This is a genomic window from Rodentibacter caecimuris (assembly GCF_001019715.1).
GTDB lineage: Bacteria > Pseudomonadota > Gammaproteobacteria > Enterobacterales > Pasteurellaceae > Rodentibacter > Rodentibacter caecimuris.
Window position 1 is genome coordinate 133,422 of record NZ_BBXJ01000001.1, and the last position, 26,187, is coordinate 159,608.

24 protein-coding genes and 1 pseudogene are annotated in these 26,187 nt (G+C 40.6%); 12 read left to right on the forward strand and 13 right to left on the reverse strand.

Features of this window, described 5'->3' with window-relative positions:
* Window positions 1-76: 76 nt before the first annotated feature.
* On the forward strand, window positions 77-631 hold the full coding sequence (locus PNEUHYL_RS00645) for an NAD(P)H nitroreductase (protein ID WP_059365342.1): 555 nt from the start codon (window positions 77-79) through the stop codon (window positions 629-631).
* 28 nt (window positions 632-659) lie between these two features.
* On the opposite strand, the gene metX is transcribed toward PNEUHYL_RS00645, so the two are convergent.
* The gene (gene metX / locus PNEUHYL_RS00650) at window positions 660-1,745 is read right to left on the reverse strand and encodes a homoserine O-acetyltransferase MetX (protein ID WP_059365343.1); all 1,086 of its coding nucleotides are present in this window, start codon (window positions 1,743-1,745) and stop codon (window positions 660-662) included.
* A gap of 158 nt (window positions 1,746-1,903) precedes the next feature.
* On the opposite strand from metX, the gene PNEUHYL_RS00655 reads away from it, so the two are divergent.
* The 6 genes from PNEUHYL_RS00655 to fbp all read left to right on the forward strand — a co-directional run bounded on the left by PNEUHYL_RS00655 (window position 1,904) and on the right by fbp (window position 8,397).
* Complete coding sequence (locus PNEUHYL_RS00655; RefSeq protein ID WP_059368788.1) at window positions 1,904-2,605, forward strand: SanA/YdcF family protein; 702 nt, start codon at window positions 1,904-1,906, stop codon at window positions 2,603-2,605.
* A gap of 112 nt (window positions 2,606-2,717) precedes the next feature.
* A complete protein-coding gene (gene lysC, locus PNEUHYL_RS00660; RefSeq protein WP_059365344.1) occupies window positions 2,718-4,070 on the forward strand; it encodes a lysine-sensitive aspartokinase 3 in 1,353 nt (450 codons plus the stop codon).
* A 149-nt stretch (window positions 4,071-4,219) separates the two neighbouring features.
* On the forward strand, window positions 4,220-5,014 hold the full coding sequence (locus PNEUHYL_RS00665) for a hypothetical protein (RefSeq protein ID WP_059365345.1): 795 nt from the start codon (window positions 4,220-4,222) through the stop codon (window positions 5,012-5,014).
* A 192-nt stretch (window positions 5,015-5,206) separates the two neighbouring features.
* Window positions 5,207-6,505, forward strand: coding sequence for an adenylosuccinate synthase (gene purA / locus PNEUHYL_RS00670; RefSeq protein ID WP_059365346.1), 1,299 nt, complete (start codon window positions 5,207-5,209; stop codon window positions 6,503-6,505).
* Window positions 6,506-6,573: 68 nt separating this feature from the next.
* A complete protein-coding gene (locus PNEUHYL_RS00675; RefSeq protein WP_059365347.1) occupies window positions 6,574-7,245 on the forward strand; it encodes a DUF484 family protein in 672 nt (223 codons plus the stop codon).
* Between the two features lie 147 nt (window positions 7,246-7,392).
* Complete coding sequence (gene fbp / locus PNEUHYL_RS00680) at window positions 7,393-8,397, forward strand: class 1 fructose-bisphosphatase (protein WP_059365348.1); 1,005 nt, start codon at window positions 7,393-7,395, stop codon at window positions 8,395-8,397.
* Window positions 8,398-8,489: 92 nt separating this feature from the next.
* Here fbp and PNEUHYL_RS00685 read toward each other — a convergent pair.
* The 3 genes and pseudogenes from PNEUHYL_RS00685 to lptF all read right to left on the reverse strand — a co-directional run.
* Window positions 8,490-8,642: pseudogene (locus tag PNEUHYL_RS00685) on the reverse strand (LptF/LptG family permease); the annotation flags it as partial.
* A gap of 71 nt (window positions 8,643-8,713) precedes the next feature.
* Window positions 8,714-9,790 (reverse strand): LPS export ABC transporter permease LptG, encoded by a 1,077-nt coding sequence (lptG, locus tag PNEUHYL_RS00690; RefSeq protein WP_059365349.1) that lies wholly within the window; start codon window positions 9,788-9,790, stop codon window positions 8,714-8,716.
* Between the two features lie 5 nt (window positions 9,791-9,795).
* Window positions 9,796-10,887 (reverse strand): LPS export ABC transporter permease LptF, encoded by a 1,092-nt coding sequence (gene lptF, locus PNEUHYL_RS00695; protein WP_059365350.1) that lies wholly within the window; start codon window positions 10,885-10,887, stop codon window positions 9,796-9,798.
* A gap of 108 nt (window positions 10,888-10,995) precedes the next feature.
* Between lptF and PNEUHYL_RS00700 the strand changes: the two genes are divergently transcribed.
* Window positions 10,996-12,471, forward strand: coding sequence for a leucyl aminopeptidase (locus PNEUHYL_RS00700; protein ID WP_059365351.1), 1,476 nt, complete (start codon window positions 10,996-10,998; stop codon window positions 12,469-12,471).
* A gap of 157 nt (window positions 12,472-12,628) precedes the next feature.
* Here PNEUHYL_RS00700 and PNEUHYL_RS00705 read toward each other — a convergent pair whose 3' ends face one another.
* Genes PNEUHYL_RS00705 through PNEUHYL_RS00725 form a run of 5 tightly spaced genes read right to left on the reverse strand, consistent with a single transcriptional unit; the run spans window position 12,629 to window position 15,675 of the window.
* Window positions 12,629-13,246, reverse strand: a complete 618-nt coding sequence (locus PNEUHYL_RS00705; protein WP_059365352.1) for an energy-coupling factor ABC transporter ATP-binding protein — start codon at window positions 13,244-13,246, stop codon at window positions 12,629-12,631.
* A complete protein-coding gene (locus tag PNEUHYL_RS00710; RefSeq protein ID WP_059365353.1) occupies window positions 13,233-13,874 on the reverse strand; it encodes an energy-coupling factor transporter transmembrane component T family protein in 642 nt (213 codons plus the stop codon). The genes PNEUHYL_RS00705 and PNEUHYL_RS00710 overlap by 14 nt, the downstream gene beginning before the upstream one ends.
* Window positions 13,871-14,491 carry a cobalt transporter CbiM gene (cbiM, locus tag PNEUHYL_RS00715; RefSeq protein ID WP_059365354.1) on the reverse strand — a complete coding sequence of 207 codons (621 nt, stop codon included), beginning with the start codon at window positions 14,489-14,491 and terminating at the stop codon, window positions 13,871-13,873. Before cbiM ends, PNEUHYL_RS00710 begins: the two co-directional genes overlap by 4 nt.
* An 11-nt stretch (window positions 14,492-14,502) precedes the next feature.
* Window positions 14,503-14,976: a hypothetical protein gene (locus tag PNEUHYL_RS00720; protein WP_059365355.1), complete on the reverse strand. Its 474-nt coding sequence runs from the start codon at window positions 14,974-14,976 to the stop codon at window positions 14,503-14,505.
* 15 nt (window positions 14,977-14,991) lie between these two features.
* Window positions 14,992-15,675 carry a DUF4198 domain-containing protein gene (locus PNEUHYL_RS00725; RefSeq protein WP_059365356.1) on the reverse strand — a complete coding sequence of 228 codons (684 nt, stop codon included), beginning with the start codon at window positions 15,673-15,675 and terminating at the stop codon, window positions 14,992-14,994.
* Window positions 15,676-15,761: 86 nt separating this feature from the next.
* Between PNEUHYL_RS00725 and PNEUHYL_RS00730 the strand changes: the two genes are divergently transcribed.
* Window positions 15,762-16,166: a MerR family transcriptional regulator gene (locus PNEUHYL_RS00730; RefSeq protein WP_059365357.1), complete on the forward strand. Its 405-nt coding sequence runs from the start codon at window positions 15,762-15,764 to the stop codon at window positions 16,164-16,166.
* Between the two features lie 61 nt (window positions 16,167-16,227).
* Here PNEUHYL_RS00730 and pntB read toward each other — a convergent pair whose 3' ends face one another.
* From pntB to PNEUHYL_RS00745, 3 genes are all read right to left on the reverse strand, one after another.
* A complete protein-coding gene (gene pntB / locus PNEUHYL_RS00735) occupies window positions 16,228-17,652 on the reverse strand; it encodes a Re/Si-specific NAD(P)(+) transhydrogenase subunit beta (RefSeq protein WP_059365358.1) in 1,425 nt (474 codons plus the stop codon).
* 10 nt (window positions 17,653-17,662) lie between these two features.
* Entirely contained in the window at window positions 17,663-19,201 is a 1,539-nt protein-coding gene (gene pntA, locus PNEUHYL_RS00740; RefSeq protein WP_059365359.1) for a Re/Si-specific NAD(P)(+) transhydrogenase subunit alpha, read from the reverse strand.
* A 239-nt stretch (window positions 19,202-19,440) separates the two neighbouring features.
* Entirely contained in the window at window positions 19,441-20,280 is an 840-nt protein-coding gene (locus PNEUHYL_RS00745) for an endonuclease/exonuclease/phosphatase family protein (protein ID WP_059365360.1), read from the reverse strand.
* A 111-nt stretch (window positions 20,281-20,391) separates the two neighbouring features.
* On the opposite strand from PNEUHYL_RS00745, the gene PNEUHYL_RS00750 reads away from it, so the two are divergent.
* The 3 genes from PNEUHYL_RS00750 (at window position 20,392) to PNEUHYL_RS00760 (ending at window position 24,059) form a co-directional block, all read left to right on the forward strand.
* On the forward strand, window positions 20,392-21,714 hold the full coding sequence (locus PNEUHYL_RS00750) for a cation:proton antiporter (RefSeq protein ID WP_059365361.1): 1,323 nt from the start codon (window positions 20,392-20,394) through the stop codon (window positions 21,712-21,714).
* Between the two features lie 188 nt (window positions 21,715-21,902).
* On the forward strand, window positions 21,903-22,676 hold the full coding sequence (locus tag PNEUHYL_RS00755; protein WP_059365362.1) for a hypothetical protein: 774 nt from the start codon (window positions 21,903-21,905) through the stop codon (window positions 22,674-22,676).
* 297 nt (window positions 22,677-22,973) lie between these two features.
* Window positions 22,974-24,059, forward strand: a complete 1,086-nt coding sequence (locus PNEUHYL_RS00760; RefSeq protein WP_059365363.1) for a zinc-dependent alcohol dehydrogenase family protein — start codon at window positions 22,974-22,976, stop codon at window positions 24,057-24,059.
* Between the two features lie 155 nt (window positions 24,060-24,214).
* On the opposite strand, the gene PNEUHYL_RS00765 is transcribed toward PNEUHYL_RS00760, so the two are convergent.
* The gene (locus PNEUHYL_RS00765; protein ID WP_059365364.1) at window positions 24,215-26,143 is read right to left on the reverse strand and encodes an LTA synthase family protein; all 1,929 of its coding nucleotides are present in this window, start codon (window positions 26,141-26,143) and stop codon (window positions 24,215-24,217) included.
* Window positions 26,144-26,187 lie beyond the last annotated feature (44 nt).

Sequence of the window (26,187 nt, forward strand, 5' to 3'; positions counted from 1 at the left end):
GCGCTTAGCGTAACATAAACTCAGGCTAAAAACTATGCTATAATCCGCCGTACTTTTATTTACTTTGTGAAATCAAATGGATACATTAACCCTATTAACAACACGACGCTCAAATAAAAAACTTACCTCCCCTGCACCAAGCAAAGCCCAACTTGAGCAAATTTTTCAGGCGGCACTTCACACGCCGGATCATGGCAAATTGCAGCCTTATCACTTTGTTGTTATAGAAAATGAAGGATTGGATAAATTAGAACATTTACTCAAGGAAGCCTCGGTAGAACTCAACCTTGGCGAAGAGCGCTTAAAAAAAGCCGAAAAACTTGCTCATCGCGCGCCGATGGTCATTGCGGTTATCGCTAAAATTAATCCTGATGTGGAAAAAGTACCCACTTGGGAACAGCTACTTACCGCCGGCTGTGCCGCTTACGGCATTCAACTTGCCGCCAATGCGCAAGGTTTTGATAATGTTTGGATTACGGGAAAATGGATCAATGGAAGTGCGTTACGGCACGCCCTTGGCTGTCGCAAACAAGACAAAATTGTAGCGTTATTGATGCTTGGTACGGCGGCGGAAAAACTTGAACGTGAATCACGTGGCGGGAATGTTGAAGAATTTGTAAGCTACCTATAGAAAAGTGCGGTAGAAATTACCGCACTTTTTAATTTTTACCTGCCAAGCCTTCACTAATCCACTTATCAAATCCATCGTAATCAACCAAAAAGGCATCATGCCCATAAACCGATGGAAATTCGTAAAAATTCAAGGAAACATTACTTTGTTCTAAAAGCTGCTTGGTTTTATGTAAATCAATGGATTTAAACAGTTGATCGGTTGTTACCGAAATCAGCGTATAGCGTGCTTTGATACGTGAAAGCGCGGCTTTAACATCAGAATAGCCCAAGCTCGGATCATACATATCCAAGGCGCGAAGCAAATGCAAATAGCTGTTGGCATCAAAGCGTTCAAGGAATTTTTTACCTTGGTAAGTCAGATAAGATTCTACTTGGAAATAATCTCCCCAAAAATCTCCTTCCGATTTAGTCGCCCGTCCAAACGCTTTAGCAAGCTGTAAATCCGTACGATAAGTCAGCATTCCTAACATACGGGCAATGGATAAACCTTGATCGGGCGGTGCGCCATCATAATAATCTCCGCCATTAAAATTGGGATCATTAATCACAGCCTGACGCATAACATGATTAAATCCTATGGCTTCCGCACTGAAAAAAAGTGATGAACAAAGATTAACGATATTATCGACAAAATCCGGATATTCAATGCCCCATTGGGTTGCTTGCATTCCGCCGAAAGATCCGCCAATCACCGCTTTCAAGTGTGTTACGCCTAAATGATCTAACAGTGCTTTTTGCACATGCACAATGTCCTGTACTGTAATATTCGGAAATTGGCTACCATAAGGCTTGCCCGTTTTAGGATTAACGGAAGCCGGCCCTGTCGTGCCTTTGCAGCCGCCCAATACATTCGAGCAAATAAAAAAATAACGGGAAGTATCTAGCGCAAGACCATCGCCCATAAAATTCTGCCACCAGCCGTTTTTTTCTTTATCCGAAAAATAAGGCTGCGCATCCCCGGTTAGCGCATGGCAAATTAGCACGATGTTATTTTTATCCGCATTCAATGTCCCGTAAGTTTGATAAGCCACGTTAATCAGCGAAATTTCACCGCCCAACATAAGTTGTAGCGGATTATCTTGAAAAAGCACCACATTTTGGACAGACGACATTGAAAACCTACTGCGTGAAATTAAAGATGTTTCAAATTATCAACAGCTTATTATCTTTGTCAAGAAATTTTAGCCGTCTAAACGGCTAAACCAACATAGTGAGCGGTGAACACAAAATTCAGCTTGAACTTACCTCAAGTTTTCATTATTTTAGTTACATGATTGATTCAAAATTATCTCTCAAAATGACCGCACTTTCCCTTTGGCATCGTTTTCATTTAAAAAAAATGATTCGCCGGATGTACTGCGTGAGCCTATCTTTTCTTTTAGCTTGTCTGATAATCGATCAATCTATCAGTTTCTATGTTCGTGACAGCGTATTTGAAAAAGTGGATAAATTGCCCTACCGCCCTTACGGAGTCGTACTCGGCACATCAAAATATGTTGCTACCGGCAAAACCAACGATTACTACACCAATCGTCTTACTGCGGCAAAAACACTTCTCGAAAATCAAAAAGTGAGTTATCTTCTGCTCAGTGGTGATAATCGGACATTACAATATAATGAGCCGCGCACAATGTTGAGGGATTTACGAAAAATGAATGTGCCGAGAGATCGTCTTTTCCTGGATTTTGCCGGTTTCCGTACATTAGATTCTGTGGTGCGTGCCAATAAAGTTTTCCAAGTCCCTTCTTATATTATTATCAGCCAAAAATTTCATTGTGAGCGAGCCCTGTTTATCGCCAAATATTATGATATTGATGCGATTTGTTTCGCCGCCAAACAGCCCGATGTCTATTTCGGTACACGTATTCGAGAAACCTTTGCCCGCCTGAAAGCAATCTTTGATTTGGCAATTGGTATTCAACCTTATTTTCTAGGCAAACCGGAGCCTCTCCCACTTCCTGATAATGAATGAAAAATCTAACCGGCTTTTTATGAAATCCATTTGACAATGTTTGACTAAATCGTTATTTCTATGCTTTTGCAAACACTATACTTAGAACATTCATTTAACAGGAGAATATTTTATGTCTCATTTATCTGTCGCTAAATTCGGCGGTACTTCCGTTGCCAACTACGCAGCAATGACAGCCTGTGCAAAAATTATTATTAATGATCCAAACACGCGCATTGTTGTCCTTTCAGCCTCTGCCGGCGTCACAAATCTTTTGGTGGAACTTGCCAATGGTGTGGAAACGGAAAAACGCAGAAGATTAGTTGGGGAAGTACGTCAAATTCAAGAAAATATTTTAAACGAACTGAAAGACGATTCTCTTGTTCGACCAATCATTGAAAAATATATTGAGAATATTGAATATCTTTCCGAAGCCGCAAGCCTTGCTACCTCAACCGCCTTGACAGACGAATTAATCAGCCACGGCGAAATGATGTCAACACAAATTTTTATTGAAATTTTGCGTGAACAAAATAAAAGTGCGAGTTGGATAGATATGCGTAGTATTGTGGCAACCAATAATCATTTTGGCAAAGCTGTACCGGATGACGAAAAAACCCAACGCAATAGCGACAATATTTTAAAACCATTGATTGACCGTGGTGAATTAATCATTACCCAAGGTTTTATCGGTCGTGAACCGGGCGGGAAAACGACAACATTGGGGCGTGGCGGTAGCGACTACTCCGCTGCACTCTTAGCCGAGGTATTAAATGCAAAAGATGTATTAATTTGGACTGATGTTGCCGGCATTTACAGCACGGATCCCCGTATTGTACCAACAGCACAACGCATTGATACAATGAGTTTTGCAGAGGCTGCGGAAATGGCAACCTTCGGCGCCAAAGTACTTCATCCGGCAACATTATTGCCTGCCGTTCGCAGCAATATTCCCGTATATGTGGGTTCAAGCAAAGCACCACAAGACGGAGGAACTTGGGTAACCCGCGATCCGCAGCCCAGACCGACTTTCCGTGCGATTGCATTGCGCAGAGATCAAACGTTATTGACCCTTTCCAGCCTGAGTATGCTACACGCCCAAGGTTTCTTGGCAAACGTATTCAGTATCTTGGCAAAACACAAAATTTCCGTAGATACCATTACCACATCGGAAATAAGCATTGCTTTAACGCTTGATAAAACAGGCTCAAGCTCATCCGGTACAACATTACTTTCAGGCGAATTGTTGGAAGAGCTAAGCCAATATTGTACGGTAAAAGTCGATACCGGTTTATCCCTTGTCGCACTTATCGGAAACGAACTCCATATTGCGTCGGGTATCGCAAAACGTATTTTTGAAACGCTGGAATCTTACAATGTTCGTATGATCAGCTACGGAGCCAGTACTAATAATATCTGTATGTTAGTACAGAGTGAACACGCCGATGAGGTGGTTCGCTCGTTACATAAATCGTTGTTTGAATAATACCCGTTACCTGAATGAAGTCACTTTTGAACCAATCAAAATGTGACTTCAATATTGTTACCCTTTTGTTCTTACTAAGCTGTAAATAATGCAGAAAGGAGGGGAACCTTAAAATAAAATCTCAATAAAAAACGAATAGGAAAAATAGTATGTCATATTTAAAGACACTAAAAACACTCGTCATTTCAACCGCACTTTGTGGTGTAATCGGCTATGCATCAGGCTATTGGCTAAACGCAAAATGGAAAACAGAAGTGGAAATCACTCATCCTACCCTATCCGAACTGGGCAATTATTATTCCCTCCACTCTATGTACCAACTCATGCAAGGGAAAGATACAACGGATAGTAAAGTTACCGAATTAGTCTATCAAAATTTTACCAAACAGTTGGTTTCTTATGATAACTTAAAACACTTTTGGGAAAACTCAAGCTATTACAAGCAAAAAATCAGTAAAAACACGACAGACCATGCCCGACTATTAAATGATTTAATCAACAATACCCACTTCCAGCCGCTCAGTTATAACACCGGAAAAATTACCATTACATTAAGTGAAGCGGGAGAATCACAAGCATTGCTTTCCTCACTTCTTGATAATAGTAATACCATTACAAGAAAAATGATGTATGCCGACCTCATTCTCCAATGGAAAAATTTATTTACTCAAGTAAAAACCGCAGCAGAACTCAATTTGGGCAATATTCCTTACGGTAATAGCGTGGAACGTCAAGATTGGCAGGGAAAACTCAATATGATGAAATCCGTTAATCCGCTTGACGAGAATTTTACCGCATTTCATTTCACTAAAAGTCCACAGCAGATGGAAATAAGAGGGTCAAACAGTTGGGGATGTCTAGGTGCCGGAATCGGTCTGTTGATAGGGTTATTCGTGATTTTATTTCGCAGTGAACGAAAAGCCATTAATTCACCGTTAAATTGAAGGCGTAGGCGTAGCAAAACTAGAAAGTCACAGCAGAATAGTTTAATATAGCGGGTCGTGATTCGTTCTAAATTAATATTCATCCCTCAATTAAAGTATAGAATTTAATTTTTAGGGTAATAAAAAAGAATAAAAAAACATCCGGCTATTCATTTCATTTGATCAATCAACCAAATTTAAAAGGTGGAAATTATGGGAAAAAGTGTCGTTATCTTGGGCGCTCAATGGGGTGACGAAGGTAAAGGTAAAATCGTTGACTTGTTAACTGATCGCGTAAAATATGTTGTGCGCTATCAAGGCGGTCATAACGCAGGACATACGCTTATTATTAATGGTGAAAAAACCGTATTGCGTTTGATCCCATCCGGTATTTTACGCCAAAATGTAACCTGTCTTATCGGCAATGGCGTGGTGCTTTCACCTGCGGCATTAATGCAAGAAATGGGCGAGCTTGAAAACCGTGGTATCAATGTTCGTGAGCGTTTATTGATTTCCGAGGCTTGTCCCTTGATTCTCCCTTATCACGTTGCCATGGATCATGCCCGTGAAGCAGCACTAGGCAAAAAAGCAATCGGTACGACCGGTCGCGGTATCGGGCCGGCTTATGAAGATAAAGTCGCCCGTCGCGGATTGCGAGTAAGCGATTTATTTGACAAAAAAGCCTTTGCTGAAAAACTTAAAAATATTCTTGAATACTATAATTTCCAATTAGTAAACTACTACAAAGTTGAGCCGATCGATTATCAAAAAACCTTAGATGATGTCATGGCAGTAGCTGATATTATCACCGGTATGGTGGCAGATGTTACCACAATTTTGGATACTGCACGCAAAAACGGCGACAATATCCTATTTGAAGGTGCGCAAGGCACTATGTTAGACATCGATCACGGTACTTACCCGTTTGTAACCAGTTCAAACACCACGGCAGGTGGCGTTGCAACCGGTTCCGGCTTTGGTCCTCGTAATCTTGATTATGTATTGGGTATTATTAAAGCCTACTGTACCCGCGTAGGTGGAGGTCCATTCACTACCGAATTATTCGATGATGTAGGCGCTGAGATTGCACGTAAAGGGAATGAATTTGGTGCGGTAACCGGTCGTCCGCGTCGTTGCGGTTGGTTTGACGCCGTAGCCATTCGTCGGGCGGTTCAGCTCAACTCTATTTCCGGTTTTTGTATGACGAAATTGGATGTATTGGACGGCTTTGATGAAATTAAAATCTGTGTGGCGTATAAAATGCCAAATGGTGAAATTGTAGAATACGCACCACTTTCAGCAAAAGATTGGGAAGGTATTGAGCCTATTTATGAAACCTTACCGGGTTGGAAAGAAAATACTTTCCGTATTACAGATGTAAATAAATTACCGCAAAATTGCCTTAACTATATCAAACGTATTGAAGAAGTCACCGGAGTTCCGGTAGATATTCTATCAACAGGCCCTGATCGCGTAGAAACAATGATTTTACGTGATCCCTTTGTAGAATAATTTTCTTCTTATTTTTTGACCGCACTTAAAAGTGCGGTCTTTTTTTCTTCTGTTTTGAATCACATATTATGAACGAACAAGATATTATTCATTACCTTGAAAGCCATCCTGATTTCTTTACCCGACATTCTTCACTCTTAAGAAAACTGACTTTTCATCATTCACAAAAAGGGACGATTTCACTCATTAATGCCCAATTAAACCAACTGCGTCAACAAATTACCGCACTCACCTCACAACTTGAAAAATTACACCGACTGGCTATTCATGACGCCGATATTTTCTTCGCCTTAATGCCACTCCAAAAGAAATTGTTTCAAGCGCAAGATTTTCGTTCTATCGAAAAAAAATTAGATCAATGGGCAAAATCTTATGAATTGGAGGGCGCTAAAATTCTTCTATTTACCGATAGTTGGAAAAAAACGGAAAGTATCCCCTCGCATAATTGGGTTGATCGTAAAGCCTTTGAAATTATTCGTTTGGAACGTTTAGGATTACGCCAATTTTATTTGGGTGAATTAAGCGGTAAAGAGAAATCTTTAATATTTTTACCGGAAGAATTGCCCATCGGTTCTGTGGCTTGCTGCCTGTTTGGTCTAAAAGATACTCACAAACCCAGCGCAATGTTGCTCTTTCGCTCACGTGATACACAACGTTTTCATAACGGACAAGATGTTTCTTTTCTCAAACATTTAGTGGATATTGTTGATATTCATTTAGCAAGACATCTCAACCAATAAATAATAACTCAGCCTCTCCTACCGCTACGTTGCCCTATTTTGAAAATATAAAATTTTGTGATCGAGATCTCATTATTGAAAATTGTCTTTTTTGTGAAAATTTTAAATATCATATAATTACCACAAGCGTTGTTAGAAGGAAAAAGTATGAAAACATTAAGTGAATTTATTGTGGAACGTCAAGCGGAATACCCTAATGCAAAAGGAGAACTAAGTGGGATTTTATCGTCGATCCGTTTATTAGCTAAGATCATTCATCGTGATATCAATAAAGCAGGGCTCACCAGTATTTTAGGTCAATCCGGCATTGAAAATGTGCAGGGTGAAAGCCAAATGAAACTCGATCTCTTTGCTCATAATACGATGAAAGCCGCTCTTATGGCACGTGAAGAAGTAGCAGGCTTTGCCTCCGAAGAAGAAGAAAGTTTTATTGCCTTTGATACGGAACGCGGACGTAATGCGAAATATGTGATTTTAACCGATCCCCTTGATGGTTCTTCTAATATTGATGTCAATGTGTCCGTCGGGACAATTTTCTCTATTTATCGTCGAATCTCCCCTATTGGCACACCAGTAACGATGGAAGATTTCCTTCAGCCCGGCAATAGACAGGTTGCGGCAGGCTATATTGTGTACGGTTCATCTACTATGTTGGTTTACACCACAGGGAATGGCGTGAACGGTTTCACCTATGATCCCTCTATCGGCACGTTCTGTTTATCCCATGAAAATATGAAAATGCCAAAAGACGGGCGTATTTATTCCATCAACGAAGGGCAATACCTCAAATTCCCACAAGGCGTGAAAAAATATATTAAATATTGCCAAGAAGAAGATAAAGCGACACAACGTCCTTATGCTTCACGCTATATCGGTTCTCTTGTTGCCGATTTTCACCGCAATTTATTAAAAGGCGGAATTTATATTTATCCTAGCGCGACTAACTATCCAAAAGGGAAACTCCGCTTACTTTATGAGGGCAATCCTATGGCATTTTTGGCTGAACAAGCCGGGGGATTAGCCACTGACGGTTATCGTCGAATTTTAGATATTGAACCGAAAGAATTACACGAGCGCATACCGTTATTTGTCGGCTCGGAACAAATGGTGAAAAAAGCAGAAGAAATGATGCTTGCCTTTAAAGAGGACTAACCAACCAAAACAAAAGTGCGGTCAATTTCATAAGAGTTTTAAAACTCATTTGAAATTGACCGCACTTTTTTATGCCATCTACTTTGCTAAAATTAATCCCGTTTTCGACTTAATAGCCACCAGATAACCGCAACAAATAACAAACTTGGGATTAATGCGCCAAATCTTACCGACATATTATAAACGACGATCATTTCTTCAAAAATCTCGTTTACAACATAATACAAGAAACCAAAACAAATTCCCTTCAAGTAAGTTTTAAAATTCATTTGAAATTAACCACACTACACTTTTTATGCTATCTACCTTGCTAAAATTAATCCCGTTTTCGACTTAATAGCCACCAGATAATCGCAATAAATAACAAACTTGGGATTAATGCGCCAAACACTGCCGGCATATTATAAACAACGCTCATTTGCCCAAAAATCTCATTGACCACATAAAACAAGAAACCAAAACAAATTCCCGTTACAATTCTTGCGCCTGCCGTCACGCTACGCAAAGATCCGAAAATAAAGGATAAGGCAAGCATCATCATCACACCGACAGAAATCGGCTGAAAAACTTTACGCCAAAAAGTTAATTCAAAGCGCCGAGCGTCTTGCCCGGTTTCTTTTAAAAAGTGGATATATTCATATAATCCGCTGATAGACAACGAGGTCGGACGCAATGATACAGCCCCCAATTTATCCGGGGTTAAATTGGTTTCCCAAGATTCGGTTAAACGATTTGTCGTGACAATACTTTCTTTTTGGATCGTCGAATCGTTTACTTGATGCAGTTTCCACTTGTTTTCTTCCAAAGAATAGGTCGCCTGATTGGCGTGTTTTAACTGCGTTAAATGTCGCTTATCATCAAAGGTGTAAATATAAACATCGTTTAATTTAACATTATCCGTTACGCTACGCACAAAAACAAAACGCTGACCGTCTTTCGCCCATACGCCGTTTTTTATTGAAAGCATTGAACCGCCTGAAATCGCTCGGGCGCGCATATCACGGGCAAACTGTTCCGTTTGCGGAATGCCCCATTCACCAATCACCATTGTTAAAATCACTAATGGTAAGGCAGTTTTCATCACTGCCAATCCAATTCTAAAACGTGAGAAACCTGCTGATTGCATCACCACTAGTTCACTACGACTAGCCAAGTTACCAAGAGCAATCAACGCCCCCAATAATACCGCCATAGGGAAAAATGTTTCCACATCCTTTGGTATAGTTAAAAAAGTAAAACTAACCGCTTGCAATACATCATAAGTTCCCTTACCGACACTACGGAACTGCTCCACGAATTTGATGATGGCAGACAAGCCCACAAGCATGAGCAACGTTGCAAAAATAGCCCCTAAAATGCTTTTACCAATATAACGGTCTAAGGTATTCATCATTTGGCTTACCCTTTTCGGCTAAAAAGACGGCGGAATTTATACATCATGGCACTATCCCAAGTATTTAATACAATCCCAATCAATAAAAAGATAACATTTACGGTAGGCATAAAAATTGCCGTATCTAATTTTCCCGCCGAACCGGCAGATTTCAATGAGCTTTGTAACAAGAAATAAATAAGATAAAGCAATAATGCAGGCAGAATTTTCGCAAAACGCCCTTGTCTTGGATTCACTCTACTTAACGGCACAGCAATTAATGCCATTAACGGCACGGCTAAAATAAGACTAATCCGCCAATGTAATTCGGCTTTTGCAGCCATGCTATTTTGTTTCACTAATTCTTCAGAAGAAAGCGCAGCGGCTTCATCAGATTTGCTATCAGTAGCTTGAAATCCTAAGTAAGCTTGATAATTATCAAAATGTGTAATACGGAAATCCGGCAACGCAGCTGTGCCTTCCACCCGTTGTGTATTTTGCAAATTCAGAATTTGATCGCCATTTGGCAAGGCTTTTAATTCCCCTTTTTCCGCAGTGATGACAGAAGGTTTGGTTTGTCCTTTTGGTGCAGTTTGGAATAGGTAAACCTCATTGATTTGATTACCTTTAATGTTATCAATAAACAACACAAAATTATTATTGCCGGAGATAAACTGACCGGAAGAAAGCGCCCCCATCGTTGGATTCGCTTTCGCCTCTTCAACAATAGTGCTTTGCTTTTGAATCGCCCAAGGGGAAAGCCATAACGCATTATATGCAGCTAAGCCCGCAGTAAACAAAGACAGTACGAGCGCCACACGCACTAAAATCCGCTGACCGACACCGCAAGCACGCATCACGGTAATTTCACTTTCCGCATATAAACGCCCAAATGTCAACAAAATGGCAATAAACAAACACAACGGCAACATTAATTGCGCCATGGTCGGCATTCCCAGTCCAAGTAAAGAAAAAACCAAATCTGCCGGTACATTACCATTTGCCGCAGAACCAAGCACACGCACAAGTTGCTGGCTGAAAAAGATCAACAACAAAATGAACAAAATCGCCACTTGGCTCTTAAAGACTTCTTTCGTTAAATATCGCGTTAAAATCATCTTATATCGTTATTGTTTATCGTTAAAATTGAGGGGAAAACTAGATAAAATCGACCGCGTATGATACCTTATTTTCGCTGATTTAAACAATCAAAATAAGGAAATCAAATGAAATATCAAGCAAAATTAACCGCACTTTCACAAGCTGCCGAATGTATTGTAATCGGTGTGTATGAGAACAATGAATTTTCAAAAAGTTTCAATGAAATCGACCTTACCACTCAAGGCTACCTCAACGCTTTAATACAATCCGGCGAACTCAGCGGAAAATTAGGACAAACTTTATTGCTACGCGACCTCAATGGCACTAGCGCAAAACGAGTGTTAATTATTGGTTGCGGTAAAAAAGGCGAACTCAGCGAACGCCAATATAAGCAACTGATTCAAAATATGTTAAAAGCGTTAAAAGATGCCGCTATTCGTGAAGCGGTTTGTTATTTGACAGAAGTTGAACTCAATAACCGTGATCTTTACTGGAACATCCGTTTTGCCATTGAAACCATTGAACATAGCAACTATCAATTCGATCAATTCAAATCTAAAAAAGCAGAACCAATCAGCCTAGAAACGCTCATTTTCAACACGGATTGCCAACAGGCACAACTCGCGATCAAGCACGCCCAAGCTATTGCAAGCGGCGTGAAAGCGGCTCGGGATATTGCCAATATGCCGCCTAATGTGTGCAACCCGGCTTATCTGACCGAACAAGCGAAAAATTTAGCGGAAAAATCCACCGCACTTTCCCTTGATGTGATCGATGAAAAAATGATGGCTGAGTTAGGTATGAATGCTTATCTTGCGGTTTCCCGCGGTTCATCAAACCCTGCCTATATGTCGCTTCTTCATTTTAACAACGCCGCAGATAAAAATACCAAACCGATTGTGCTTGTCGGCAAAGGCTTAACCTTTGATGCCGGCGGTATTTCCTTGAAACCCGCAGCCGATATGGACGAAATGAAATATGATATGGGCGGGGCGGCTTCCGTATTCGGGACTATGAAAGCCATTGCAGAACTTAACTTACCCCTCAATGTGATTGGAGTGCTTGCAGGTTGTGAAAACCTACCGGATGGTAATGCCTATCGACCAGGCGATATTCTCACTACCATGAACGGCTTAACCGTCGAAGTGCTAAACACCGATGCGGAAGGCCGTCTGGTACTTTGCGATACCCTCACCTATGTAGAACGTTTTGAGCCTGAGCTGGTCATCGATGTTGCGACCCTAACCGGCGCGTGCGTTGTCGCATTGGGGCAACACAACAGCGGGCTAATGTCAGAAGATGAAACTCTTGTCACCGAATTACTCAATGCCGCCAAACAAACTACGGATAAAGCCTGGCGTTTACCACTAAGCGAAGAATACCAAGAACAGCTTAAATCCCCCTTTGCCGATCTTGCCAATATTGGCGGACGCTGGGGCGGAGCAAGCACAGCAGGGGCGTTTTTATCTAACTTCACTAAAAAATACCGCTGGGCACACTTGGATATCGCCGGTACGGCATGGTTACAAGGTGCGAATAAAGGCGCAACCGGTCGTCCGGTTTCGTTACTCACCCAATTCCTAATTAATCAGGTGAAATAAAACAAAATTGACCGCACTTTTTATTATGGCGACAAAGTGCGGTCAATCTTTACTAATTATTCAGTCACTCCCAATCTATCCGGAAACGGAATTTGAGCCCGATAGCTTGCAGCGCGTTCCCAACGGGATTTATTGATTTTTTTAGATTTCGTGGCGATCACAAATTGATAATTTCATCCGCCAATTCATCAATAAATCCTTGATAATGTGAAGAAATTAACATAGGCAGCCCAAGCTCACGCAAAAGTGCGGTCAGTTTTTCCGTATTTTTGCGATCTAAGCCATTGGTTGGTTCGTCCAACAATAAAATTCTAGGTTGCATAGCAAGCACACCGGCAAGAGCGGTAAAATTCTTTTCGCCGCCTGAAAGCGTATGCACCGTGCGATCCTTTAAATGACTAATCCCCAGACAGTCAAGTTGTTGTTCCGCAAGTTGATAGGCGTATGCTTGAAAGTGACCTTGGTTAAGCGGACCAAAAGCGACATCATCCAGCACGGTCGGGCCGAAAAGTTGATCATCGGCATTCTGAAAGCAAATTCCCACCACACCACGAAAAGGGGCAAAATCTTTTTCTTTTCGACAGTTTTTTCCAAATAATCGGATTTCCCCTTTTGAAATAGGAACAAACCCAAGTAAGGCAAGTAATAAAGTGGTTTTACCCGCACCAATTTCCCCTTGAATAAATAAGCGTTTTTTCTCTTCAAGGTGAAACGTTAAATCTTGAATAATCGGTTTGCCATTACGTTCAATGTAAAGCTCTTTAACGTTCAGCATCTTCTTTCCTTTTACCAAATTGAAAACTGCGACACTTCAATGCAATTTGTGCCGTTTCCGCTTTCAATAAGGCATGAATTAATAATAATGTCACTGCCTGTGCCGTCACATAAAAGGTTCGACGATTAAATGCGGCTTGATAGCCACGGGCACGCATTGCAATATCCATCTTTTGTCGTAGCTCGCCAAGCAATGCAATGTAACGTATCGTCAAAACAAACAATTGTACGAGTTTTTCTGGTAAGGGTAATTTGCCAAGTGCTTGAATCAATATGGCATCGTTGATATTCCATAAAAAAAGCCAGAGAGAAAACAATACTAGATTCATTCTTAGGCTAAGTATTTCAGCAAGTCGTATTCCTTGTATATTAACTTCAATACCTTTTTCCCCTACCTTCCAAACCAGTGTCGCCCAGATTAAAAAGATAAAAATCAATAAGCTTAACCAGCGTTTAACATAGGGAAATAAAGGCTTGGAATGAATTAAAACCAACAAAATAAAAACAGCCATGACACTAATATTAAGCGTAATAAGCCAAGAAAAAACACTTAAACCGCTAATTATTAGTCCCCAGAGAAAAAGCCCGATCAAACGAAAGTGCGGTTGAAATAAAGCATGAATTTTCATGAAACAATTGCCGTGCGATTCAATGCTTGAGGATACATTTTACAAAGAAGTGAAATCACACCAACACTGATTAGGCTATCTAACACAAATACCGGAATATGGGAAATGAGCAATAACCCAACCAGACTGCTATAACTTTTCCCTCCGTCAAGCACCAATGCCAAAGAGGCTAATGCGGCTGCTCCCCCTACGCCGATAATCCCCGCGCCGATACCAACAAATAAACGGCTTTTTAATGGCATTTTAGGCATCAAAAATGAACGGAACAGATAGTGAGCGATAAGTGCCGGCGTTGCCATCAAACAAAGGTTTACCCCTAATACCGCAAAGCCGCCAAAAGAGAAAAACAACACTTGTAACAATAAAGCGATGAGAAAGGCTGGAAAAACCGCCCAGCCCAGAAAAAGCCCCGCCATACCGTTTAAAATCAAATGCACACTGCCGATGCCGACCGGTATATGGATCGTACCGGCGACAAAGAAAGCGGCGGCAAAAAGTGCTGCGAGCGGTAAATTTTCAACCTCTAAACGGCGTATTCCGATCGTAATTCCTATCACGGCGAGAACTGCTCCGGCTAATAAAATCGGTGTATGCAAGACACCTTCGGATAAATGCATTTTGAGTATCCTTATTTAGTTTTCCGTGAATTCCACCAAGCTATCAGTCCGGCGATGCCGACAATGTAGCCAATCCCGCCTAAAATATCACGCCAATAAATTTTATCTTTCAACTGGTTAATATCAGATCGCAGCAGCATCAGATCCGCGGTTTGATTATTTGAAGGTGATGTACGATCCGCCACAATAGAGGCATGATGACCTTCCTCACCTTCCACCACGACTTTTAATACCGCCCCAGCCACATTCGGCACCGCAAGGCGAAATTCACCTTTCATATTTGTTTTGGAATTTAAAATTGGTTCTTTCGTTCCCGAACGAAACACTTCTAAATAGGTTTCCGCCGCCGGTGTCATATCGGAATAGTAGGATTTGCCGGAAAGGATTTGCCCGTCATATTGAGCAAATACGTGAAGCGCATGAGCTTGCACATTCGGTAAGTACAATGCAAGAAAAAGTGCGGTGAAAAAAGACAATATTTTCATTACAGCATCGCCTATTTATTGGGCATCAAAGGTCAGCATATATTCAACGGTTCGGCGATCATAATCAGGGTTATCCGCCACATTTTCTTCAAACTCCGCCCATACTTTGTTGTAACCTTTCACCGGTGTAAATTCGGCAATCCCCTTTTCATCGGTTAAATTAAACGGGGCGTCTTCACCTATACCTACCTTAATAGCTTGAATCGGTTTACCGTTGTGTAACACAAGAATAGCAAGCGGTTTTCCCGCCTCGGCTCTCGCCTGCGGGATCAATTCATAAGCGACATCATGGGCTTTAAAAGACTGTTCATCCCATTTTAAAATCGCTTTACCCAATTTCAGCGGATTAGTACTAAATTCCGCGGAGGGTGCTTCCCGTTTGGTTTTTTCCACATATTTACCACTTGGTAATTTTGACCATACACCATTGTTAAATGTCATAAATACCATATTGGATTCGGGGATCACGTAGGCTTCGCCGTTTTTGAATTGATAGTCAAGTGCGGTTAATTTTCCTTGAGAATTTATGATTTGTAAGGACTTAATTTTATGTTGTGGGTAGGATTCCGTTTCCGTATGGCCGAATTTCATCACATATTCACCCTGTGATGAAGTCGGTTCAAGCCATACATTATGTGCATTTGCCACAGATAGTGTGAAAAGTGCGGCTAATCCCATTGTTATTTTTTTGAATTGCATTTATTGGTTTCCTTATTATTAAAAAAGCGGGAGCAATGATAAAATATGAAGTAACTTTAGAGTCAAGCAAAATTTTGAGGAAAATCATGAAAATAGGTCAGCTTGCCAAAGCATTAAATTGTACCGTAGAAACCATTCGTTTTTACGAAAAACAGGGACTACTCCCCGCCCCCCAACGCACAAATGGAAATTTTCGTCGATATAATGAAGATCATCTGCAACGTCTGTCTTTTATTTGCAATTGCCGAAGTTTAAATTTATCTCTCAATGAAATCAAAACCTTAATTTCGCTCGAAAACCAAACCGAGCAACGAACAGAAGAAATGAATAAATTATTGGATAGTCATATTAAGGATATTGCTAAACGTATTCATGAATTGGCACACTTGCGGATGAAATTAATTAAGCTCAAAGAAAAAAGCGTTGCAAATCATGAAGATCCAATAAAACTACTGTTACAACATAGTGGGGTCAGATTTGTGAGGTTATAAATTTAACGCAAAAAAATACCGCACTTCAGCTTCCCAAAGTGCGGTTTATTTTCAGCCTGTTTTAAAGGGCTTTCAAAATGTCTTCAACGCGATCTTTCGCATCACCAAAGAGCATTTGGGTATTCTCTTTGAAGAATAATGGATTTTGCACACCGGCATAACCCACCGCCATAGAGCGTTTGAATACAATCACATTTTGCGCTTTCCATACTTCCAACACCGGCATTCCTGCAATCGGGCTGTTTGGATCTTCCATTGCCGCCGGATTTACCGTATCGTTTGCCCCGATAACCAATACCACATCGGTATCTGCGAAATCTTCATTGATTTCATCCATTTCAAGCACAACGTCATAAGGTACTTTGGCTTCCGCTAACAATACATTCATATGACCCGGTAAACGACCCGCAACAGGGTGAATACCAAAACGTACATTTACGCCGCGTTCACGTAATTTTGCGGTGATATCCGCCACCGGATATTGCGCTTGCGCCACCGCCATACCATATCCCGGTGTGATAATGACGGAACTTGCGTTTTTCAATAACTCCGCCACTTCTTCCGCTGTAGTCTCACGGTGCTCGCCTTGTTCTTCATCGGAAGAGACTTGCACATCGTTGCCAAAGCCACCGGCAATTACGCTGATAAATGATCGGTTCATCGCTTTACACATAATGTAAGAGAGAATCGCACCGGAAGAGCCTACTAACGCCCCGGTTACGATTAATAGGTCATTGCTCAGCATAAAACCTGCCGCCGCCGCCGCCCAACCGGAGTAAGAGTTAAGCATAGATACCACTACCGGCATATCCGCACCACCGATCGATGCCACTAAATGCCAACCGAATGCCAGTGCGATTGCGGTCATTAATAACACAGGGAAAATATTTTCCGGATTGTTCAAAAAGGCAACCATCAATAATACAGAAACCACAATCGCGGCTAAGTTTAATTTATGACGATGTGGCAACATTAATGCTTTTGAGTTAATTTTGCCGCTTAACTTACCGAATGCCACCACTGATCCCGTGAACGTTACTGCACCGATAAAGATCCCGAGAAACACTTCAACATTGTGAATAGTCGTCAGGGTTGCCTGTTCTGCCAAGAATTGAGCCTGTTGCACATCATCTAAACCGTTCGGCATAGTGGGAATATCGTGTAAACCGTAGCTATTAAAACCGACAAGCACGGCGGCTAAACCTACAAAGCTGTGGAGAATTGCTACAAGCTCCGGCATTTCCGTCATTTCCACTTTTAATGCGCGTTGAACACCGATTACACCACCGATAATCATCGCAATGATGATCCAAAATGTCCCTTCGGAATGCGGGCCAAAAATCGTCGCCACGAGTGCAATCGTCATCCCGACAATACCAAACCAACAACCTGCTTTGGCAGTTTCGTGTTTAGAAAGTCCCGCCAAGCTCATAATGAAAAGTAATGCTGCAACAATATACGCAGCCTGTACTAAACCTTCAGACATTACGTTCTCCTTAACCTTTTCTAAACATTGCCAACATACGTTGTGTTACACGGAATCCACCAAAAATATTGATGCTTGCCACCAAAATTGCCACAAAGGCTAACGCATCAATAAAGAGGTTGCCTGACAGCTGACGAATTTGCAGTAACGCCCCTACAATAATGATACCTGAAATGGCATTTGTCACCGCCATTAATGGTGTGTGAAGTGCATGGCTAACGTTCCAAACCACGTAATACCCCACTACGCAGGCTAATACAAACACCGTAAAATGTGATAAAAACGCAGCCGGTGCAACAGACGCAAGCCACAGGAATAATACTCCAACACCAGCCATCACACCGTATTTCACACGCGGATTGGTCGGTTTGGCTTCTTTTTTCTCCGCTACAGGTGTCGCTTTCGCCTCTTGTTTTGGTTGAGCCGACACTTGAATTTGTGCCGGAGGAATCTCTTCCCCATCACGTACAACAGTCACACCGCGTAATACTACATCCTCAAAATCAATGTTAATGTTGCCGTCTTTCTCTTTACACAAGAGTTTCAATAAATTGACTAAGTTTGTGCCGTAAAGTTGGGAAGATTGTGTCGGTAAGCGGCTTGGGAAATCCGTATAGCCGATCACTTTCACTTGGTTTTCAGTCGTCACGACTTTACCCGCTTGGGTATATTCGCAGTTACCGCCTGTTGCGGCGGCCAAATCCACAATCACCGAACCTGCTTTCATGGAATCCACCATTTCTTTGGTGATTAAACGTGGCGCAGGTCTACCCGGAATCGCAGCCGTTGTAATGATAATATCCACCTCTTTGGCTTGCTCTGCGTAAAGTTCCATTGCTCGGCGGTTAAATTCTTCCGACATCACTTTCGCATAACCATCACCGCTGCCGCCTTCTTCTTTAAAATCAATTTCTAAGAAGCTTGCGCCCATACTTTGAACTTGTTCTTTTACTTCCGGACGGGAATCAAATGCACGTACAATCGCACCAAGGCTATTTGCCGCCCCAATCGCAGCTAAACCGGCTACCCCCGCACCAATCACCAACACTTTCGCCGGCGGGACTTTACCTGCCGCTGTAATTTGTCCGGTGAAAAAACTGCCAAATTCATGTGCCGCCTCGATCACCGCACGGTAACCGGAAATATTCGCCATGGAACTTAATGCGTCCAAGGCTTGTGCGCGAGAAATACGCGGCACGGCATCCATTGCAAGCACATTGATTTTTTTCGCTGTTAATTTTTGCATTAACTCAGGATTTTGCGCACGCCAAATGAAACTGACCAACGTTGCGCCTTCTTTCATTTGAGCAATTTCTTCATCTGTCGGCGGATTTACTTTAAAAATGATATCCGATTGCCAAATTTCAGCCGCCGTACCAATTTTTGCACCTGCGTCTAAAAATGCTTGATCCTCAAAACTTGCTTTAAAGCCCGCATCGTGTTCAACGATAACCTCAAAGCCCAATTTCAGGATTTGTTGAACCGTTTTTGGCGTTGCCGCCACACGCGCTTCATTATCAAGCAGTTCTTTTGGTACACCAATTAACATACTGTTTCCCTCTGTTTGATGATTGGGTTGATGATTTTATTGAATGAATTCAAGTTCATTCTTCCGATAAATGACAAAAAGTCAGATGGCACTAACTGTATCATTTTTCAGTTAAAATGAGATATATTTTTTCACTGTTTTTACAATATATTGTGATAGAGAGCACAAAATTTAAACAAAAAGTGCGGTTAATTTTCACAATATTTTTCGCTGACAATATGCTCAATCGTTGCCTTTGCTTACTCTAAAATGAACTCTAGCCAAACCGGAGAATGATCGGAAGAGGCAACTTTTTTCGATGTTGCGGTTAAGACTTTCATCCCCCTGACAAATACATAATCCAACGGATAATCAAAAAATCGTACCCGTTCATCTTGAGAAAAAGACACTTCATTTAACCCCTTTTTTCTCATAAATTCATCGAGGATTTGTTTTCGTTCTGCATTCCACGCATTAAAATCGCCCGCTAAAATGACCGCACTTTGATAAGACGGAATCAAAGAAAAAATCTGCTCCAATTGTGCGCGGTAGGCGTCGGGCTGCCACTCAAAATTGATTAAATGGGCATTAATCACGAATAATTCACCACCATTATTCAATGGGAATGTCATCACACCGGCGACTTTGGGAATACGAATCCAAGGTTCTGGCTCGGCAATGCCGCAATAACTTTTTGGCACAGTACGGCTAAAGGTTTTCACACCGGATTGCCGCCCTTTATAAGAAAAACTTGAAATAAAAAGTGCGGTGGAAAATGAAGACAAATTTTGTTCGGGCGTGGCTTCTTGTAGAAGAACAAAATCCTGATCTTGTGAAAAATGGGCTAAATCTTGCTGCCAACCTTGATCCGAACCTTTATGAATATTCCAACTTAATAATCGAAAGTGTTTTTTCGCTAAAGTAGGAATCGATTCCTCACGGGAAAAACAAAATGTATTTGTCGGATTAAAAGAGAATTGAGCAGTCGTTTTTAAATCAATTTGAATCGATTCAAAAATACGAAGTTGGCTAACAAGATAAATTCCGACTGCAATACCTACCACGAGTAAAAATGCAAAAATTTTATTAATCGTTTTCATTATTTTATATATTTCAATATGAACTTTATAAATGATAGCAGTTTGCTTATACTAGACAACGTTTAATTTAATCATGCCTACTATTTCTTATTCTTAGTTTGGAACTAAACCATGAATATTTACACCTACCTCTGCTTTCTTGCCGCTATTGCTATTTTAATCAGTTTTATCACACGAAAAATCAATGATAATATCCAATATACCATTGCAATTACCGCCACCTCTATGTTGGGTTCTTTAATATTGGTTTTATTAGGATATTTAAATTGGTTTAATTTAGATGAAATCGCAACAAAAGTTGTAGAACGAATTGATTTTAAAGATTTCTTACTAAACGGTATTCTCGGTTTCTTACTTTTTGCCGGTGCATTAGGCATTAAATTGCCGGTATTAAAAAACCAAAAATGGGAAATCACCACCTTTGCGCTGTTCTCTACCTTTGCCTCTACTTTTTTTATCGGTTTTATGCTTTATGCGATCAGTCAATTATTCGGTTGGCATATCGATTTAATCTACTGCATTTTATTCGGTGCATTAATCTCTCCTGACGACCCTATCGCCGTACTCGCCATTATTAAAAACTTAAAAGCCCCAAAGCGTTTAGCGATGCAGGTTGAAGGAGAATCCTTATTTAATGACGGGATCGGATTAGTGATTTTTACCACCGTTTTTGCCGTTGCCTTCGGCGGACAAGAACCGACAGCCGGCGGTGTATTACATCTATTTTTCAAAGAGGCGTTAGGCGGCATTGCTTTTGGTTTTGCTATCGGCTTACTTGCTCATTATTTAATTTCTGCAACCGATGACGGTTCATTAGAGATTTTATTAACCCTGACTATCCCGACTGCCGGTTTTATGTTAGCCAATTTACTCCATGTTTCCGGTGCGCTTGCGATGGTCGTTGCCGGAATTTTAATCGGTAACTGGACTCGCTATACCGGATTTTCAAAGCAAAGTCGGCACTACTTTAATCATTTTTGGGAAATGATCGATCACTTCCTCAATTCACTTCTATTTATTTTAATCGGCTTAGCCATTCTCCTTATTCATGTTTCATGGCAAGGTTTAATTCTGATTGTTCTAGCCATTCCGATTTGCTTGGTTTGCCGTTACATCAGTGTATGGCTTCCTTTCCAAGTGATGAAACGCTATCGCAAATACAATCCTTATACCCTACGAGTGCTGACTTGGGGCGCATTACGCGGCGGCTTGGCATTGGCAATGGCACTTTCTATCCCTATGGGGCAATCCTACATTAAAGGGTTAAATATGGATGTGCGTGATCTTATTTTAGGCATGACCTATGCCGTAGTAATGTTCTCTATCCTCGTACAAGGTATGACTATTGAAAGCATGATCCGTAAATCAAAAGAAGTGATCATGCGTGAACGTGGTTATGCTGGGGTAGGTTTAGCCAAAGAGAATAAAGAATAGTCGGCAAAAGTGCGGTTAAAAAATAGGGCATTTTATCTCATAGGTAGGGGCGCCATACAACCTTTTAAAATCATTTGATTTTTCACGGATGCCAGTGTGTCGTCCCTACATTTTCTTTAAATTGTGCATTTGCTACATCATATTGGATTCTCTCAGTATTATGCAAGCCGTCGCACAACGATCTAAAATTGACTATTGACCGCATAAATTTGAATGCCTTTCCGATCCCAAATTTAGCGCCAATTTATACCGATGCTCCAATCGGTCCTAGCCAGCCCTATAAGTTTGTAATCGTTGGTAATTATCTTCTTTCAGTAGGGGATGTTCTAACTGCTAGGGGAACTCCTCCTGCTCAAACAAAATTAACAGCTAATCCTGTAAACCCTGATAAATATAAAAAAGATAGCTATTTAGGTATGACGTTATGGAATATAAAAAACTTGAAACCATTAGCTCGTTTGTGGGGGAATTCAGGAAGAACGATGGGACTAATTAGCTCAGATGGAAAATGGATTGTAGCAACAAGTGAAAATGGACAACGTTATATGTGGTCAGCATTGAACCCTCATCAACAATTTAAATTAGCTGCTATTGATGGGATTCTTAGAGAAGATTCTATGATAAGAGATAAAAGTAAATTGTTGCCCATCCCAGAAAAATTTAAAGATAAGCAGATCAGTCGCTCTGATTCTTTTGCTGTTGCTTTTGTAACAGAAAAAGATTTTATTCTTTTACCTAATAGTAATGACGAACTTGCATTACTTTATACAACAGGCGATCCTTGGATAAAAGCCTATGTAGAAATAGGAAATAAACCTGAAATTTCAAGAGGAAATTTAAGCATAGCCTCCGCTTATAAAGCCAATATTCTCGTTACAGGACAATACGGGCGAGGCGGAATTAATGTCTATAAATATCACCCTGAAACAAAAGAGTTAGAAAAAATCTGGGTGGCGGATTAATTAAAACTAAAAAGTGCGGTTAAAAATGAGGGCGTTTTTGACCGCACTTGCTTTAAAATATCACTGACACGATTGCGAAAGCCCTAGCGTTTTTTTATTTCAGATGTTTAGTATAGGTTGTTTATTTGTCAATGTAATCTAGAAACATCAGATGAAAATAAATTGTTATTTTTTTGTTAAATAAAAGTATGATTTTTATTGATTATTCTATTCCTGTAGAGATAAAATATTTCTGTGCTGAGGTATATGCACATCGGTAATAACAGTATAAAGTAAGTAATGAATAGGAGACTCATTATGAACAAAACTATGAAAGCAATGACTTATTACGGTGCAAATGATCTTCGTTTTGAAGATCGCCCTATTCCAACGATTATTGACCCGACAGATGCCATTATTAAAATGGAAAAAACCACCATTTGCGGTACGGATTTAGGCATTTGGAAAGGAAAAAATCCGGAAATTGAAAAAACGGCTTTAGCAAAAACAGGGCAATGGAATGGGCGAATTTTGGGACACGAAGGGATTGGTGTCATTGAAGATGTTGGTAGTGCGGTAAAAAACTTTAAAAAGGGCGATCGGGTAATTATTTCCTGTGTCAGTAAATGTGGTTCTTGCGAGAATTGCCAAAAGCAGCTTTATGCACATTGTCAAAAAGAGGGCGGATGGATCATGGGCTATATGATTGATGGTACCCACGCAGAGTATGTGCGTACGCCTTTTGCCGATAACTCTCTATTTTTATTGCCTGATAATTTAAATACCGATATCGCCGTCTTTCTCTCGGATGTGCTGCCAACGAGCCACGAGATCGGTGTTAAATATGGCGAAGTTAAACCGGGGGACAGCGTTGCAATTATTGGTGCAGGCCCTATCGGAATGGGCTGCTTACTTACCGCCCAATTCTATTCTCCCGCAACGATTATTGTTGTAGATATGGATGACAATCGTTTGGCGCTTGCTAAAGAATTAGGTGCAACTCACACGATCAATTCTGTGAAAGAAAATGCAGTGGAAAAAATCTTGGCAATCACAGAACAACGTGGTGTCGATTGTGCCATGGAAGCAGTGGGTTTACCGGCGACTTGGGATATTTGTCAAAAAGTGGTAAAAGAAGGGGGCAATCTCGCGAATGTTGGGGTACACGGTCAGTCGGTCAATTTTGAAATTGATAAACTCTGGATCAAAAATTTAACGATTACCACAGGATTGGTGAATACCAATACCACAGGAATGTTATTAAAATCCTGTCAATGCGGAAAATTGCCTCTTGAAAAATTAGCGACCCATCATTTCAAATTAAGTGAAATGGAAAAAGGCTATGATGTATTCAAACATGCAGCCGATGAAAAAGCGATGAAAGTGATTATTGAAATGCAATAAGCATGCTATTCATCTGTACTTGAGTCGCTTTTTACCATAAAAAAATCCCTATTGAGTTTAAATTTCAATAGGGATTTTAATTTTTTAATCGGTAATATCTTGATAGCATTGCTACATAATGCTGAAAAATACCGTATTTTCTAACCGCACTTTATTTACTTATTTTCATTTCCCGCTTGATACAAACGATTTTTGTATAAATAACTACCCAACAACGCATACGCCAGTGCTTCTTGTTTCATTTCTTCCGATACGCTTTTTTCCTTCAGCGTTTCAGTGGCTTTATCGTAATAATAACCTTGTGCAGCTTTATTTGGCATTTGAATAACCACATCACGGTTTCCTTTCATTAAAGCCTGCGTTTGATCAAATTGCATAATGGCACGATCAGGGTTGGTATTTTTGGTTAAATCATAACCAATCATAGGGTAATTACCGCTTACTCCCGCTAAGGATAATAACGTTGTCGGCATATCAATTTGGCTCACTAGACGCAGATCACGACGTGGCGCAATTCCCTCGCCTAAAATAAGTGCCGGAATATGGAAATTTTTAATCGGTATTAATGAAGCACCGGCAGCTCGTGAATCGTGATCGGCAATCACCAAGAAAATGGTATCTTTCCAATAGTTAGATTTTTTCGCTAAATTAAAGAAATGGCCAACGGCATAATCCGCATACTTTGCACTATTATTTCGTGTTGCTTTGGGTTGTTCATACAATTCGATTTTCCCATCGGGGAATTCAAAAGGATCATGATTACTTGAGCTAAATACAAGACTGAAAAAAGGTTTTCCCTCGTTTTGCAGTTTTGTAAAAGTTTCGTCCGCTTTATCAAACAAATCCTCATCACTCACTCCCCAAGTAGCAGTAAATTTCGGATTTTTATAGTCTTGCTGATCAATAATCGTTTTAACCCCATTGCCGTAGAAAAAACTTGCCATATTATCAAAATGCTTTTCACCGCCATAAATAAATGAGGTGTCGTAGCCCTGTTTACCTAAAAAATCGGCAATGGTGAAAAAATTATTTTGTGCATTATTGAGTTTAACCACAGCACGTGCCGGCGTTGGTATAAAACCTGCGGTTACCGCTTCAATCCCTCGCACGGAACGGGTTCCCGTGGCATAAATATTTTCAAATAACCACCCTTCTTTGGCTAATCGATCAATATTCGGAGAAAGAGGCTTGCCGCCTAAAGTACCGATAAACTGTGCTCCAAGGCTTTCTTGCAATATGATGACAATATTTTTGGGCTTGCCTTGATAGCTTGCAGTATTTTTAGTTAAGGTTGGGAATTTTTCAGAAATATAATCATCTACGGCTCTGCCACGATTTAATTTCACGATGCGTAACATTTCATTCGTATCCATTTTGCCATACATTTCTGAGGATTTTTCTTCGTCCTTAAATTGCTGTGCGGCATAAATCACCGAATAGCCGGAATTTAATACTAAAGAATTTACCAAGGAATCGGAAGAAAATGCCACCATCGCAGGATTAATGCCACGGTGCTGAAAGCTTGAACGTGCTCCGATAAAACCCACCGCAATCACCAACAATGCTACAATCGGGCGAACTTTCCAGCTCATTGGGCGTAAATTTTTAACCGACCAAGCAGCAAGTTGCCAATAAAGTATTGTCGCTAAGACAGTAAAAACAAGGCTAAGAATGACCGCACTTAAATGCCCTTCCATCAACATAGAAAAGACTTCTTTAGGATAAATTAAATACTCAATAAACAGGCGGTTCGGTCGATAATCATAAGTTTCAATAAATGCCGGCGTAGCCATTTCCATAAAAATAATGAAAACACTGCCAAATGTCAGCCAAACCCGTAGGATCTTTTTCCATAAATCACTCGTATGGAACAACACTGTAAATAATGCCGGAACGCCAAATAAATAGCATAACGCCACTACATCAATACGTAAGCCTTGTAGGAATAATTCCCCCCAATCCTGTACGGCGGAAACCCGTTCCATTTGCCATAAAGATAAACCCAAGCGGGACAAAGAAAAAATAATGAGGTTGATAACAACAAAAACAGCAATTGGAAATAAGGGGAAACGAGTGTTTTTCATAAAAAATATTCTTATTATTAGGGGATATTATGCTCAGAAAGATT

Coding starts and splice junctions, on each gene's coding strand:
- PNEUHYL_RS00750 (WP_059365361.1), top strand. CDS start 20,392: ATGAATATTTACACCTACCTCTGCTTTCTTGCCGCTATTGCTATTTTA.
- PNEUHYL_RS00710 (WP_059365353.1), bottom strand. CDS start 13,874: ATGAAAATTCATGCTTTATTTCAACCGCACTTTCGTTTGATCGGGCTT.
- PNEUHYL_RS00730 (WP_059365357.1), top strand. CDS start 15,762: ATGAAAATAGGTCAGCTTGCCAAAGCATTAAATTGTACCGTAGAAACC.
- pntA (WP_059365359.1), bottom strand. CDS start 19,201: ATGTTAATTGGTGTACCAAAAGAACTGCTTGATAATGAAGCGCGTGTG.
- PNEUHYL_RS00725 (WP_059365356.1), bottom strand. CDS start 15,675: ATGCAATTCAAAAAAATAACAATGGGATTAGCCGCACTTTTCACACTA.
- PNEUHYL_RS00705 (WP_059365352.1), bottom strand. CDS start 13,246: ATGCTGAACGTTAAAGAGCTTTACATTGAACGTAATGGCAAACCGATT.
- fbp (WP_059365348.1), top strand. CDS start 7,393: ATGAAAACATTAAGTGAATTTATTGTGGAACGTCAAGCGGAATACCCT.
- PNEUHYL_RS00675 (WP_059365347.1), top strand. CDS start 6,574: ATGAACGAACAAGATATTATTCATTACCTTGAAAGCCATCCTGATTTC.
- PNEUHYL_RS00665 (WP_059365345.1), top strand. CDS start 4,220: ATGTCATATTTAAAGACACTAAAAACACTCGTCATTTCAACCGCACTT.
- lysC (WP_059365344.1), top strand. CDS start 2,718: ATGTCTCATTTATCTGTCGCTAAATTCGGCGGTACTTCCGTTGCCAAC.
- PNEUHYL_RS00720 (WP_059365355.1), bottom strand. CDS start 14,976: ATGAAAATATTGTCTTTTTTCACCGCACTTTTTCTTGCATTGTACTTA.
- lptF (WP_059365350.1), bottom strand. CDS start 10,887: ATGATTTTAACGCGATATTTAACGAAAGAAGTCTTTAAGAGCCAAGTG.
- PNEUHYL_RS00655 (WP_059368788.1), top strand. CDS start 1,904: ATGATTGATTCAAAATTATCTCTCAAAATGACCGCACTTTCCCTTTGG.
- metX (WP_059365343.1), bottom strand. CDS start 1,745: ATGTCGTCTGTCCAAAATGTGGTGCTTTTTCAAGATAATCCGCTACAA.
- cbiM (WP_059365354.1), bottom strand. CDS start 14,491: ATGCATTTATCCGAAGGTGTCTTGCATACACCGATTTTATTAGCCGGA.
- purA (WP_059365346.1), top strand. CDS start 5,207: ATGGGAAAAAGTGTCGTTATCTTGGGCGCTCAATGGGGTGACGAAGGT.
- lptG (WP_059365349.1), bottom strand. CDS start 9,790: ATGATGAATACCTTAGACCGTTATATTGGTAAAAGCATTTTAGGGGCT.
- PNEUHYL_RS00700 (WP_059365351.1), top strand. CDS start 10,996: ATGAAATATCAAGCAAAATTAACCGCACTTTCACAAGCTGCCGAATGT.
- pntB (WP_059365358.1), bottom strand. CDS start 17,652: ATGTCTGAAGGTTTAGTACAGGCTGCGTATATTGTTGCAGCATTACTT.
- PNEUHYL_RS00645 (WP_059365342.1), top strand. CDS start 77: ATGGATACATTAACCCTATTAACAACACGACGCTCAAATAAAAAACTT.
- PNEUHYL_RS00765 (WP_059365364.1), bottom strand. CDS start 26,143: ATGAAAAACACTCGTTTCCCCTTATTTCCAATTGCTGTTTTTGTTGTT.
- PNEUHYL_RS00760 (WP_059365363.1), top strand. CDS start 22,974: ATGAACAAAACTATGAAAGCAATGACTTATTACGGTGCAAATGATCTT.
- PNEUHYL_RS00745 (WP_059365360.1), bottom strand. CDS start 20,280: ATGAAAACGATTAATAAAATTTTTGCATTTTTACTCGTGGTAGGTATT.